Below are 13,128 nucleotides of genomic sequence, written 5' to 3'. Positions count from 1 at the left end.
GTGCATGGGTTCGCTGAGAGCCAGCAACGGTCCAGCACCAGTACTTCACGCCTCCTGCGCTAGAATCTGCGCCCATGTCCAAAGCACGTGAAGCACGGAACCGGCGGTGGTCGACCCTGGTCTGGGGGTCCATCCCCGTCGTGCTGCTGGCAGGTGCGCTGACCGCGGACCACATCCCGGGCACCGACATCCGCCTGACCGTGCCGTACGCGGCGGAGGGGCCGGGGCCCACCTTTGACACGCTCGGCGAGGTCGGCGGCGAGCCCGTCGTTGACATCGAGGGCGCGGAGACGCTGGACACCGGCGGCAAGCTGAACATGACCACCGTGTCCGTGCGCACAAACATGACGCTCGGCCAGGCACTGGGGCGCTGGATCGCCACCGACGACACGATCGTGCCGGTGGAGCAGATCATGCCGCCGGACTTGGACGAGGACCAGGTGCGCGAGGTCAACCAGCAGGCGTTTGTCGCCTCCGAAGCATCTGCGACGGTGGCGGCCATGCACTACCTGCACCGTCCCACCACGGTGGTGGTGCACGACGTGATTGAAGACAGTGCCTCCGAGGGGTTCCTGCAGCCGCAGGACCAGATCACCGCTGTCGCCGGCGAGAAGGTGGAAACACCGCAGGAGGTCCAGGACGCAGTGCGCGCGAAGACACCCGGCGAGACGATCGAGATCACCGTCGAGCGCGACGGCAACGAGCACACCGAGTCGGTGGAGCTGGGGGAGAACCCGCACGAGAAGGGCCAGCCCATGCTGGGCATACTCATGACTTCCGAACCGGCCGGCGGCATCACCGTGAACTACAACCTCAACGACATTGGCGGGCCGAGCGCGGGCATGATGTTCTCACTGGCCGTCATCGACAAGCTCACCCCGGGCGCGCTCAACGGCGGCAAGTTTGTCGCGGGCACCGGCACGATCAACGAGGACGGCCAGGTCGGCCCCATCGGCGGCATCACCCACAAGATCCGCGCCGCCGAAGACGACGGCGCCGAGCTCTTCCTAGCGCCCGCCGGCAACTGCGACGCCGTCAAACGCGTGGAAACGGAGCACATGACGGTGGCGAAGGTGGACAACCTCGCCGAGGCCGTCGAGGCGATGGAGGATTTCGCCGCGGGCCGCGACGTGCCCGCCTGCGAGTAGCTACTGCTTGGCCAACCCCAGGTCGTAGATGCGCTGGCGCGGATCCTCCTGGTCGGTGGAAATCAGCTGCTGCATTACCTGACCGGCCTCGTTGTCCACCACGGTGATGATCGCGGAGGTGCCGAGCGTGGACCAGCCCACCACGCGGTCGCCGTTGTCCTCCACCACGCGCGAGGAGCGCAGCTCCGTCAGAAGCTGCGTTGTCGAGGCGGCCTTGGAGTCGGAGTCGAAGAACTGGAACTGGCCGATGCCCTCGCCGGAGCAGTCGAAGGAGCCGCTCAAACCGCCCGCGGCGCAGTCGTCGAACTGGTCGAAGAATTCTTCAGGGGCCAAGGTGGCGAAGCGCTCGCGCACTTCCGCCAGCGCGTCAGTCTCATGCTTCTTGCTTGTCGACGTCGCATCCGCCGTGCCCGCAGCAGTCTTCTTCGACGGCGATTTCGTGGACGTGCCAGAGGTAGCCGACGTGGAAGCGGTCTCGCTTCGCGTCGACGTCGCCGTCGTTGATTCAGTCTCGGTGCCCGCGTCTGTCTCGGCGCTGGTTTCGGTGCCGTTCTGCTCCGGCTCGCTCGGCGGTGTTTCCGTGGAGGTGATCTCCGGCGCGCGGGTATCGGGATCGTCGGAGTCGGAATCGTTGGAGCACGCCGCAAGCGTCAGCGCTGCGGCCGTCGCGGCGGCGACGGCAATGGAACGGGACCAGCTACGAGACGAGGCGCGGGAAGTAGACACAACCGACATCCTAAACCAGCTCGTCCGGGTCCTGCTCAAGGCCGTAGCGCAGCGCCGCCACAACGCCCGGGGCCACGCCGGGGCCGCCGCGCAGCTCGATGTCGTCCTGCGCGAACGCGCCGCGCTCCTCAAGCTCCTGATCGGTCAGACGCAGCTGCAACAGCGTCTGCTCAATGTCTTCTTCGCGCAGCACGCCGGAGAACAGGCGCGCCGGGCGCGGCTCGGCGTCCTCGCCGGCGGAGGCGTCCTTGAACACGATCTCCTGGGCCAGGATCACGCCTTCGACCTCGCGCGGCCAGGCGATGCGTGAGACGTACTCGCCCAGTTCCTCGGAGCCGGGCAGGATGTGCTCTGGGAGGTCCTGGACCACCAGTGTTAACGGGGAAGAGTCGTCCAGGTTGCCCAGCTCGTCGACAAGCAATTGCGTCGGCACCAGGCCGAACAAGGTTGGGGGAGCGTCCCACCCCTCCGCGTGGACGAACTCGACGGCCTCCATCATGGCCTTATTTAATGCTTGCTGTTCGCGCACGGGAACCCTCCGGGCAAGTTTGACGTTGGATTATTTAAGCTTGAAGCTTAACTGCGTTGCACACACTAATTCCTAAGGAGCAGGCTTGGCTACCCGCCTCAATCGGCCACAACCACGCGCCAAGAAACCGAATACGGGGTTGATGACCACCATCGGTGTCTTGGCCATCATTCTTTTCCTCTTGCCTATGGCAGTCGGGCTGTACACCGACTTCCTGTGGTTCGGGGAGGTGGACTTTAGAGGCGTGTTCAACCGCGTGATCCTGGTCCGCGTGGTGCTGTTTGTCATCTTCGCCCTGATCGGCGGTGCGATCACCTGGATCGCCGCGCGCCTGGCGTGGCGCGGCAGGCCCCAGGAGCAGGCCGCGCCGTTCGACCAGGCCGCCCAGTACCGCCAGCAGGTGCAGCGGTCCGTTCGCGGCATGCTGGTGTGGGTGCCGGTTGTCGTCGCCATCCTGTCCGGCCTGGCTGGCCAGCGCATGTGGCGCGTGTTCATGCTCTGGTTCAACGGCGGCGAGTTCGGCTCCACCGACGCGCAGTTTGGCAAGGACTTGGGCTTCTACGCGTTTACGCTGCCCGGCATCTCCGCGGTGGTGGACACGCTTTCCATGCTGCTGCTGGTGGCGTTTTTGGTCGCCGCGGTGGGCCACTACCTGCTGGGCGGCATCCGCATCGGCAACAAGGTCTCCGGCATCTCCGGCTTTATTAGCAAGGACGCGCGCATCCAGCTCGCCGTCACCGCTGGCCTGTGGATGCTGCTGAAGGCCGTGAGCTACTGGCTGGAGCGCTACTACCTGCTCTACGGCGAAAACGACATCTTCACCGGTGCCTCCTACACCACCGTCAACGCGATGCTGCCGGCGAAGATCATCCTCACCGTCATCGCCGTGCTGGTCGCGGCGGCGTTCTTCGCCTCCATTGTCTACCGCGACTTCCGCGTGCCGGTGCTGGCCACTGTGCTGATGCTGTTGTCCTCTTTGGTGGTGGGCAACGTGTGGCCGGCGCTGATGGAGCAGTTCTCCGTCAAGCCGAACCGCCAGGCCAAGGAGTACGAGTACATCGGCCGCAACATCGAGGCCACCCGCGAGGCGTACGGGCTTACCGACGACAACGTGACCTACCTGGAGGACTGGGGCGCAGGCAACACCTCCAACTCGGACGTCGCCTCCGACGCGGCCACGATTTCCAACCTGCGACTTCTGGACCCAGAGATCATCTCCCCGACGTTCACCCAGAACCAGCAGCTGCGTAACTTCTACGGATTCCCGGACCAGCTGGCCATGGACCGCTACCAGGTGGACGGCGAGCTGCGCGACTTCGTGGTCGCCGCCCGCGAGATGGACCCGAACTCGCTGAGTGAGAACCAGCGCGACTGGATTAACCGCCACACCGTGTACACCCACGGCAACGGCTTCATCGCAGCCCAGGCCAACACCGTGGACGAGGCGGCGCAGGACGCCGGCTCCACCCGCGGCGGCCTGCCCATCTTCACGGTGTCCGACCTGCAGTCCAACGCCGCAGCCAAGGCCTCCGAGGACGCAGAAGAGCTGGGCATCAAGGTCGACGAGCCGCGCATCTACTACGGACCCGTCATCGCCTCCGCCAAGGACGGCCTGGACTACGCCATTGTGGGCGAGACCGGCCAGGGCCCAGTGGAGTACGACACGGATAACTCCACCTACACCTACGACGGCAAGGGCGGCGTGGACATCGGCAACATGTTCAACCGCCTCGCCTACACGGTGAAGTACCAGGAGCTGAACTTCCTGCTGTCCGACCGCGTCGGCGGCGATTCCAAGGTGCTCTACGACCGCGACCCGCGCACGCGTGTGGAGAAGGTCGCCCCGTGGCTGACCACGGACTCCAAGACCTACCCGGCCGTGGTGGACGGCCGCGTGAAGTGGATCGTGGACGGCTACACCACGCTGTCGCAGATGCCGTACTCCACGCGCAAATCCCTGCAGGACACCACCCAGGACGCGCTGAACCCGGACGGCACCACCCAGCGCCTGATCACCGACAACGTCGGCTACATCCGCAACTCCGTCAAGGCCACCGTGGACGCCTACGACGGTTCCGTGGAGCTGTACGCCTTCGACGAGTCCGACCCGGTGCTCAAGGCATGGCAGGGTGTGTTCCCGGACACGGTGCGCCCGGCGTCCGACATCTCGGAGTCGCTTCGCGAGCACCTGCGCTACCCGGAGGACCTGTTCAAGGTCCAGCGCGACCTGCTGGCGCGCTACCACGTGGACGACCCGGGCGTGTTCTTCAACAACGACGCCTTCTGGTCCGTGCCGAACGACCCGACCGCGCCTGAGGGCCGCGGCCAGCTGAACCAGCCGCCGTACTACGTGGTGGCGGCCGACCCGGAGACCGACAAGGCCTCCTTCCAGCTGATCACCCCGTTCCGCGGCCTGAACCGCGAGTTCCTCTCCGCGCACATGGCGGTGTCCTCCGACCCGGAGAACTACGGCCAGATCACCGTGCGCGTGCTGCCGACGAACAAGCAGACCCAGGGCCCGAAGCAGGCGCAGGACGCCCTGATGTCCTCCGACCAGGTGGCGCGCGACCGCACCCTGTGGGAGGGCACCAACGACCTGAAGAACGGCAACCTGCTTACCCTGCCGGTGGGCGGCGGCGAGATCCTCTACGTGGAGCCGATCTACTCGCAGCGCAAGGACCAGGCCTCTGCCTTCCCGAAGCTTTTGCGCGTGCTGGTGTTCTACCGCGGCCAGGTGGGCTACGCCCCGACGATCTCCCAGGCGCTTGACCAGGTGGGCATCCACTCCTCGGCCGCCCAGGACATCGAGGTTGTGGACGAAAACCAGGACTCCAAGCCGGAGGGCGAGAGCCAGGAGGCTAAGCCGGAAGGCGAGGCCAAGCCGGAGGATGGCCAGGACGCTCCGCAGGTGAACAAGGACGAGGCGATGAACAACATCAACGACGCCCTGCGCAACCTGGAGAGCGCACGCGACGGCTCCTTCGAGGAGTACGGCCGTGCCCTGGACCGCCTGGACCGTGCGGTGGAGGAGTACCAGCGGGCTCAGTAAGCACGATCCGCGCACGCGCGCCACTCGAGCACAAAAACGAAAGCGCCAAACCTCCTTTGAGCAGGAGGTTTGGTGCTATTAGTTGGTGTATGTATAGTAACTCCACGTTGCCGGTTACGGCGACAGGCGATAATCACATAAACGCCCGACGCGGGGTGGAGCAGCTCGGTAGCTCGCTGGGCTCATAACCCAGAGGTCGTTGGTTCGAATCCAGCCCCCGCTACTAAGATAAGACCCCTACCAGTGCAAATGCTGGTAGGGGTCTTCTTCATTTTGTGATCGGATCGCCATTTGGTGCACTAGCTGGTGCACTAGGGTCAAAATCCGGGTTAAACGACAAAAAGTGTGTCTGGCCCGGCGTGTCGTGGGGGTTAGATTTGGCCTTTTTGGATGCCGATTGAGTGGGTGTAGTCGGTGTCGATAGCGTTGTCGTAGAGGGCTGGTCGTCCTGTTTCGTGGTCGGCTTGGTTCTCGTTTCGGGTCAGGGTGGATACTTTGGCGAGTTGGCCCTGGCCCCAGTCGGACTGCCTGGCGATTCGTACTGGATCGTCAGGCAGCTCCGTTTTTAAGTAGAGCCACCAATCCAGCATGCGGCGTTGTCGTTCACCGGATCTGCCGCGGTGGGTTCTGGCGAGCAGTTTGAGCTGGGCGTTGATGCCGCCTTCCAGGCTGTTGGTGGTGGATTTGATCCGCTCGGGCGCAAGGACTCCTGCTGGCGGGTTGAGGTAGACAAACAGCATCTCGGACCGCCAAAGATGGTTGAGGCTGTTGTAGGCCTTGCGCACGTTGTGGTGTGTCCACACCCGTGTCCATGCACCGGTTTTGGGGTCCTTGATCAGGGTCTTCTCGTCCATCCATGACCGGTAGATCGTGGAGAACTCGTGCAGCTGCGCACCCCATGCGGCGGCTTCATCCAGCGTGGTGATCCGGGTCAGTTTCAGCGCAAGTCGGTAGATGGTGCGCCCAGCATCCGTACGCGGGTTGGTGGTGGTGTAGCGGCGCACCACCCGTTGGGCGTGGACGAGGCAGCGTTGAATTTTCGTGGTCGGCCAGCACTTTTTGATCGCGCTGTAGGCTCCCTGGCCGCCGTCGATGACGGCGATGAGTGGGGCTTCGATGCGTTCAAGCAGCAGCTGGTAGTCGCGGGTGGTTTCGCGTTTGCACCAGTGCCAGGCGATCACGTGGTCGATGGTCGCCGCGACGATCAAACAGCCGCCGGCGGTGTAGGTGCCGTCGAGGAAGATCTGGTCGTAGACCCGCTTGTCGTGGCCGGCGGTGGGGTCAGGCACATCAACGAACCAGAACGGTTCGAATCGACGTTGCATCGTGCGCGGTGAGCACCCCACACGGCGGGCAACAGTATCGAGGCTGGCACCGGTGGTGAGGTGGTCGATGAAGACGGTGAACGCCGCCGCGTTGGTGATGTCGCTTCGGCGTTTCACGCTGGAGGCGCCGCATTGTTTGCAGCGCCATCTGGTGGTGCCTTTGCTAGTGGTGCCGTTGCGTTTCATTTCACCGCCGCAGTAGCAGCGAGGTTGGTTCTTTGACATTGCGACACCACACCACGCCGCGCATAGCACACCAACGCTGCCACACCGAGGATTGAACGCTCGAGACCCAGATATATGCCCCGGAAGCATATACTTTCCTGAAACCTACAGGTCAATCCCTAAAAATCCGCGATTCTGGACACACTTTTTGACCCTTAACCCCAAAATCCTGCACCAAACGGAACCGCGACGCTCCAACCAAGCGGTGCAGGTTCTCGGGACATTGCTTAGTGATTGCGAGGTCGGCCGCAACGAGGAACGCCACGGGAGCCGGCAGTTCGGGGGAGATCTGCCCTCGTGTATCGGGGGCGACACTGCTCAACCGTGGCGTTCGCGGGAAGTATGACACGGCTCTTGTCGCCTCGCACGTCGAGCGGCGAAATTTTAATTCTCGCTGTACGGTATCGCCAATTTGTGAATTGTGTTACACTTAGCGTCATGTAATACGATTTCGTACACCTCCATCCTGTAACTGCGCTCACGTAGCAGCACGTCAGGCGCGGGGCGTACGAGATCGACGGATTCTGGGACGCTAAGGCGCGTTCTTATTTCACCGTGAATCGGTGCCATACTTCGACTGTGATCGTCAACGACAGAACGCAACGAAGCATCAACACCCGCGGCGGCCAGAAGTCGATCGCCGAGCTTTGGGCAACGAATTTGCCGGGCACTAAGGACAGCTACTACTACAACTTCTGCTAGAACTCATGCGCATTCGACCCCTAGTACTTGGGCTTTTGAGCCTACTTCTTGCTGCAGTCATCGCGACTACTGGGTGGCTGCTGACAGCCCTGGTTGACTCCACCAAGCCCTTGTCCTTAGGGGTCGAATCAACCTTTAGTCTTGACTACGTCGAGCCTAAGACTTCACTCGCGGAGGAACTTGAGTCAGACTACGCACCGACGGTAATCCGTAACTCACTGGTTTCATTGGCCGAGCAGAACGGCTACTCCATCTACCGGCTGACTGGCACCGATGACGCAAGCGGGACTTCCCACGAGGTTTTCATCCCGCTGGAGCAAAATTATCCAGCACCGGAACGCATTCCCCGGCTCAACCGGCCGGATGCCTTGAGCCAAGCGGCCAGTGAGCTTGGGTCGCTGGATTACCACGGTGACTACGTCTTGGTTCCCAAAGCAACGGGTGGCAATGCGAACCACTTCTACGAATCGGCCAGGAATGACGGGCTCAGGCTAAGCGAAAAGACGCAGTTCCTTCACCTCATCCAATCGGTCGTCTTCCGCCTGCCCGCGTTGGTGGCGATCCTGTTTCTATTTGTCGTTTCCCTTTTTGCCCTGGTATTTGTTCTTCGGGTTTCCGGTCTTAGATTGGCAGCGCTGCGCACAATAAATGGCGGGCACCGCAGTCAAAAAGGCAATTGGCGGCAATGGACCTTTGTCATCCTCCCGCACCTAGTTCTCATTGGCCTTGCGAGTACATTCCTCGCCCGCCAAGGGAGCTATTCTTTTGCCCTCCTGTTCCTCAGGTTCTACGCCGCCGGGATAGGCTTGGCCCTGGCTACCACCGGTTTGGCCGTAGCCGTCACCGCCCCATTGTTGCGCCGCGCAGTAGCGCTGCTGGGGCAGCGTGCCCCCGCAGAGAAGGCGGCGGGAAAAGCGCTGAAAGTAATTTCGGTCTTTACCTGCGTGACCTTTGTAGCAGCGGGTCTTAGCTCAGCGGCTGCGCTCCGCTCCTACCAGCAGGAATCCGAGGCCCAACAGACCTGGAAATCTCTCGCGGAGTTTGGAGCCTTGCATTTTTCAGCCAACTTCGACGGCCCTGCTGGCCGCGTGGAAGGAGGCGAGCTCTTGCCGCCCAGTGTGCAGCAGAACTTCCGCGACTTCGCGCTCAGCTGGGAACGGGAGCACGGGGCTGTCCTCAGCCATACTTTGCCGAAAGAAGCTACCGGTGTGCCGGACTCCTGCCCCGTGGCACTTGCTAACCGCCAATGGCACGATCTGCAGGATTATCAGTTCCGTCCCGGAGACGACAACCACTCGGTCGACTATTCCGCAGCCCAAGAGCATTTCGCAGCTTCCGTGGATCTGTGGGCTCAGGAATCCGGCGACCTGCTCCTTAAGTCTGCGCAAATTGGTCCGGTCAGTGCCGATCATGCGGTCGGATTCATTAGTGGAACAATGTCGGGGGAACTGGTTCCCGGCGATTGTTTTTACGTGCTTGAAACGGACGATCTATCCGGCTTCGACGCAGACTTCCTAAGCTCCACAGCTTCGAGTAAAAATTTGCTCTTCGCGGATTTCTCGGAACTGGGTCCAGAACTTACCGCTGCCGGCCTCGAAGGCTACGTGTACCCGGTACGCGCGGCCGATCGCGGTCTGGCCGAACTAGTAGCCAGCACGGCGCTGTTCTGGCTGAGTATCCTGAGCGTCCTCGGAGCTTTGCTCGCCACGCTTGCGGCCTTGATAGTCCAGGCGCGCATCCAGCTCCGAGTTCACCGTCGCCTCCTGGTACTCCTCCACAGCGCTGGGCAATCACCGGACAAAACGATGTGGCGACTATTCAAAAGCCAACTGGTCAGCCTGACAGTTGTCGTCATATTGTCCGTCCTGGCTCCGCTACTGCTTCCCAACCCGTTCCTCTACACCTTCACCGCGCTAAGCTGCCTTGTCTTAATCGTCTACCTCGGTTTTGTCCGTCTCAGTATTTCTCAGCACATGTCCGCCTCCCCTAGGAGTCACAATGTCATTGGCTAGCCCCAATCAGTCCCCCACTCTGCCGCCGGAGATTTCCACCTCTCATCTCTGTCTCGCCGCGGAGTCGACTTTTTCTGTGGGGCGCAGCACGCGGATGGTGAAGAAGTCCCTCGTGGAAAATGCAACGTTTTCCCTACCCGGGCCAGGCTTTGTCGCCATCTGTGGAGCCAGCGGTTCCGGAAAGACTTTGCTGCTCAACACCTTGGCCGGGCTCCTGCCGCCGGCGGACGGCCTCCTCCGGATAGACGGTGAGAATGCCTCCGCGTGGAGGATGAAGCGGAGGCGGAGGTTCTGGCGAGAACGCGCAGCGATAATCCACCAAGACCACGGAATCATTCCCGAACTAAGCTGCGAAGATAACCTCACCCTCGGGCTATCCAGGAAGCAATACTCCAAAGAAGAATTGCTGCACTCCCTCGGCGAAGTCGGTCTTGATGTCCCCTTCGACGGGCCGGCAGCTATTCTCAGCGGAGGCGAGCAGCAGCGGCTGGCGATCGCCCGAGCCCTGCTCCGCGGCGCGGCTTATGTGTTCGCTGACGAGCCGACCGCCTCCCTCGACCCCACTAACCGCGACCAAGTTATCGCGCTCCTGCGGCGAGCTGCGGACGGGGGCGCACTCGTTCTGGCCGCCACGCACGATGCCGCAGTTATTGCTGCCGCTGACAGCACCTTGCGCATCAATGATCGCCAGGTCACAGTCTCCGGCTCTGCGCGGGATTAAATCGCGATGCCCGCGGCCTTGGCCACCTTCCGGTACCCGGCCGCATGGTCCGCGACGCTGGCGTGGGCGTTGAGTCCGCTGGGGTTGTCGAGCACGGGCCTGACCCCCGGAAAGTAGACACGTCGGGGGTTAGCTATGCTGCTTGGGTCAGCGTAGCTGACTGAGCAGGCGCAGATGGCCAAGGAGCTTATCGACGGCGGCAAGTCCGTCAGCGCTGTAGCGCGCACCTTCAACGTCTCGCGGCCGACGATCTATCGCGCTCTCAAGCGCATCGAAGCCGACGCTTAAGCACATGCTGCGTCGCTAGCGCCCGCACCCGGCAAGCCGAGCATCAGGCTGCGCTAGCGACGCTCAGCACGCTTCAGGTGCGGTGGTGCCGTGGCAGGGCGCGACCGGCAGAGCCGGACCGAATACGGGATTGACCATGTACACCCCGTATTCGTGCAAAGGAGCACTGCCATGTCCACTCATTCCCACACGCTTGCATCTCACGGCGAGATCCTTGCGAACCTCCCCGGCATCCTCGGCTTCTACCCGAACAACTCGCTGATCCTCGCGTTCTTCGTCGACGACGAGGGCGTCGACACCATCCGCCTCGGCCCGGTCGCGCGGTTCGACCTGGACGAGGCCGTGGAGAAGCTCACCGAGAGCCGCGAGCGGTTCGCAGCGTGGGTCCACCACCTCGAACTCGACGCTGTTATCGCGTACATGATCAGCGATGACATTGCGCAGCCGGTCTTCGTCGAGACGGCCACGTATCTCACTAGTGGGGCAGTGCACCTACCGCCGCTGCTCGGGGTGGTGCAGGTGCCCGAGATCGTCACTGGGGCTGCGTGGTGGTCTGTGAATCAGCATCCGTTCATCGACGAGCCGCGCCACGGCGTTGTTGGCGAGGTCGCCGCATCGGCGGCGCTGCAGCAGATGCTTGCAGACACCGGAGAGCTGCCGGAGCCGAGCAAAGACGACATCGAGGCGCGGTTGAACAGCACCGATCACGGCATCGACGCTGCCGAGCACGCCGACATCATCGAAGACGCGCTGGCGTATATCCCGCCCGTTTTTCCCGACATGCTGCAGCGTGAATACGAGCAGGCGGCGGCAGGGATCACCCAGCCGAGCACGCGCGCTGTTCGGTCTGCGCTGAAATGCTTCACCACGCCGCGCTTGCGAGACACACTGCTTGCAGCACTGCTCGATGAGCCGCAGGCGGGCCTTGCGTTCATAGAGCAGGTTATGCGCGCTGTCCCGACCAGCTGGCCAGGGATGCGGGCGCAGCTCACAGCCACTGTTGCCGTGCTCGCCCACGCCACCGGCCAACCGGGGCTAGCTGGCGTGGCTGCGCAGCGAGCCACCGAGATCGGGCCGAAGGAGAACTTCGCCTCGCTGGTGGCCAAGCTGACCGACATCGGCCAAGGCGAGCGGATGGTTGAACTCGTCCGCGAGGGCGCCGAGAAGACCCGCACGATCTTGTTCACCGAGTAGCACCACACACCCCGTTGCAGCGATGCAACGGGGTTTCTTTTTCTCGCGGGGTCGTGGCTTGCGACGACAGATACCTCAACGAGGTAGGGGAGCGACCTCTAGACAGCAGAGCTGTCTCCAACAGACGGATTGACCATCAATCCGAACAAGGAGGCACCTGATGCGCGACTTCATCCACACCGACCTGGAACTGCTCTACCAGCTCGCCGACGGCATCGACGGCGAGGACGCCGATCCGGGCGCAGCACAAGAACTGCGCGACCTAGAGGCGGCAGGCACACCGCTGCCCTGGGCAGTGCTGTAACGACAGCGCAACCACCCCGCAGCAGCAAAGCCGCTGCTTAAGTACCCAAACTGCACAGCAATTCACACCCACTCACGTAAGGAGAACCACCATGTCCAACCCATTCAACAACGGCACCATCGTCGGCAACGCAGCTCGCGCACCGAAGCTGTTCGAGCACGCAAACGGTGGCGCGACGGTGAAGCTCAGCGTCTATGCGCGCAACACCTTCAAGAACAAGGCCACCGGCAAGGTCGAGTCCGAGATCGTGGAGCTGACCGGCTACGTCCAGGACGCGAAGAACCCCGGCGTGTTCGGCTGCATCGGCTCCGGCGGCCGCGTCGCGGTGAGCTACTCGCTGAAAACCGACGTCTACACCGACAAGGACGGCCAGAAGCAGTACCCGCTGGTGGCGCGCATCGACACGGTGCAGTTGATTGATTCCAAGAAGGAGTCCGCTGCTCGCGCTGCCCGTCGCGGAGGCGAGGCGGCGAACGCAGCGCTCGCAGACGCTGAACAAGCACCGTTCTAGTTACAACAACACCCCGCAGGTTTCCCTGCGGGGTTATTTTTTCTTCAAGATACTAGATCCGCCGAGGTCGTGGTCGACCCATACATCGATTCGTACAGTTTGAAGCGTCCCGGGTTTAGTTCCTACCTCAGGTAAGGAAGGATTAGGCACTATGCCCAGAAAGTATTCCGTTGAGTTCAAGGAGAGGGCGGGCCATCAGATCATCGAAATGGTCCGACCCGTGGACGTCGGTCGGAGAAGTCGAACTGGCCACCTTGCGGTGGGTGCATTAGTGGAACACTAAGCGACTTCACGAAGCATTGGACTACGCCACCCCACAGGAAATAGAAACCGAGTACTATCTCACCGAGCCCATCAACACAGGGCCGTAAAAGAAGCGGAACTAAACCCAGGA

At 62.4% G+C, this 13,128-nt stretch carries 12 protein-coding genes, 1 tRNA gene and 1 pseudogene; 11 read left to right on the top strand and 3 right to left on the bottom strand.

Annotated features, from left to right (window positions below; all coding sequences use genetic code 11):
• Positions 1 to 74 precede the first annotated feature (74 nt).
• The gene (locus tag O5O53_RS00345) at positions 75 to 1,148 is read left to right on the top strand and encodes a YlbL family protein (protein ID WP_269507781.1); all 1,074 of its coding nucleotides are present in this window, start codon (positions 75 to 77) and stop codon (positions 1,146 to 1,148) included.
• Here O5O53_RS00345 and O5O53_RS00340 read toward each other — a convergent pair whose 3' ends face one another.
• The gene (locus tag O5O53_RS00340; protein ID WP_269507778.1) at positions 1,149 to 1,874 is read right to left on the bottom strand and encodes a hypothetical protein; all 726 of its coding nucleotides are present in this window, start codon (positions 1,872 to 1,874) and stop codon (positions 1,149 to 1,151) included.
• A 10-nt stretch (positions 1,875 to 1,884) separates the two neighbouring features.
• A complete protein-coding gene (locus O5O53_RS00335; protein ID WP_181890064.1) occupies positions 1,885 to 2,373 on the bottom strand; it encodes a PPA1309 family protein in 489 nt (162 codons plus the stop codon).
• A 172-nt stretch (positions 2,374 to 2,545) separates the two neighbouring features.
• Between O5O53_RS00335 and O5O53_RS00330 the strand changes: the two genes are divergently transcribed.
• Together O5O53_RS00330 and O5O53_RS00325 are read left to right on the top strand one after the other, a co-directional pair.
• On the top strand, positions 2,546 to 5,452 hold the full coding sequence (locus tag O5O53_RS00330; protein ID WP_437177831.1) for a UPF0182 family protein: 2,907 nt from the start codon (positions 2,546 to 2,548) through the stop codon (positions 5,450 to 5,452).
• Positions 5,453 to 5,601: 149 nt separating this feature from the next.
• A tRNA-Met gene (locus O5O53_RS00325) sits at positions 5,602 to 5,675 on the top strand.
• Positions 5,676 to 5,823: 148 nt separating this feature from the next.
• Here O5O53_RS00325 and O5O53_RS00320 read toward each other — a convergent pair.
• Positions 5,824 to 7,002, bottom strand: coding sequence for an IS1249 family transposase (locus tag O5O53_RS00320; protein ID WP_269507772.1), 1,179 nt, complete (start codon positions 7,000 to 7,002; stop codon positions 5,824 to 5,826).
• 579 nt (positions 7,003 to 7,581) lie between these two features.
• On the opposite strand from O5O53_RS00320, the gene O5O53_RS00315 reads away from it, so the two are divergent.
• The 8 genes and pseudogenes from O5O53_RS00315 to O5O53_RS00280 all read left to right on the top strand — a co-directional run.
• Complete coding sequence (locus O5O53_RS00315; protein WP_496197143.1) at positions 7,582 to 7,704, top strand: hypothetical protein; 123 nt, start codon at positions 7,582 to 7,584, stop codon at positions 7,702 to 7,704.
• Positions 7,705 to 7,931: 227 nt separating this feature from the next.
• Complete coding sequence (locus O5O53_RS00310) at positions 7,932 to 9,716, top strand: bacteriocin-associated integral membrane family protein (protein ID WP_269507767.1); 1,785 nt, start codon at positions 7,932 to 7,934, stop codon at positions 9,714 to 9,716.
• On the top strand, positions 9,703 to 10,437 hold the full coding sequence (locus O5O53_RS00305; RefSeq protein WP_016456434.1) for an ATP-binding cassette domain-containing protein: 735 nt from the start codon (positions 9,703 to 9,705) through the stop codon (positions 10,435 to 10,437). The genes O5O53_RS00310 and O5O53_RS00305 overlap by 14 nt, the downstream gene beginning before the upstream one ends.
• A gap of 174 nt (positions 10,438 to 10,611) precedes the next feature.
• Positions 10,612 to 10,725, top strand: a complete 114-nt coding sequence (locus O5O53_RS00300) for a helix-turn-helix domain-containing protein (RefSeq protein ID WP_269507764.1) — start codon at positions 10,612 to 10,614, stop codon at positions 10,723 to 10,725.
• A 171-nt stretch (positions 10,726 to 10,896) separates the two neighbouring features.
• Complete coding sequence (locus tag O5O53_RS00295) at positions 10,897 to 11,919, top strand: DUF4192 domain-containing protein (RefSeq protein WP_269507761.1); 1,023 nt, start codon at positions 10,897 to 10,899, stop codon at positions 11,917 to 11,919.
• A 160-nt stretch (positions 11,920 to 12,079) separates the two neighbouring features.
• The gene (locus O5O53_RS00290; RefSeq protein WP_005291046.1) at positions 12,080 to 12,223 is read left to right on the top strand and encodes a hypothetical protein; all 144 of its coding nucleotides are present in this window, start codon (positions 12,080 to 12,082) and stop codon (positions 12,221 to 12,223) included.
• Between the two features lie 91 nt (positions 12,224 to 12,314).
• Positions 12,315 to 12,734: a single-stranded DNA-binding protein gene (locus O5O53_RS00285; RefSeq protein WP_269507758.1), complete on the top strand. Its 420-nt coding sequence runs from the start codon at positions 12,315 to 12,317 to the stop codon at positions 12,732 to 12,734.
• 218 nt (positions 12,735 to 12,952) lie between these two features.
• Positions 12,953 to 13,105 (top strand): annotated as a pseudogene (locus tag O5O53_RS00280) (integrase core domain-containing protein); the annotation flags it as partial.
• Positions 13,106 to 13,128: the final 23 nt, after the last annotated feature.

Origin of the sequence: Corynebacterium faecium, from assembly GCF_027257105.1 — a bacterium.
Lineage (GTDB): Bacteria > Actinomycetota > Actinomycetes > Mycobacteriales > Mycobacteriaceae > Corynebacterium > Corynebacterium lehmanniae.
The sequence above is the reverse complement of the archived record's forward strand: the minus strand, read 5'-3'. Positions and strand labels throughout refer to the sequence as shown.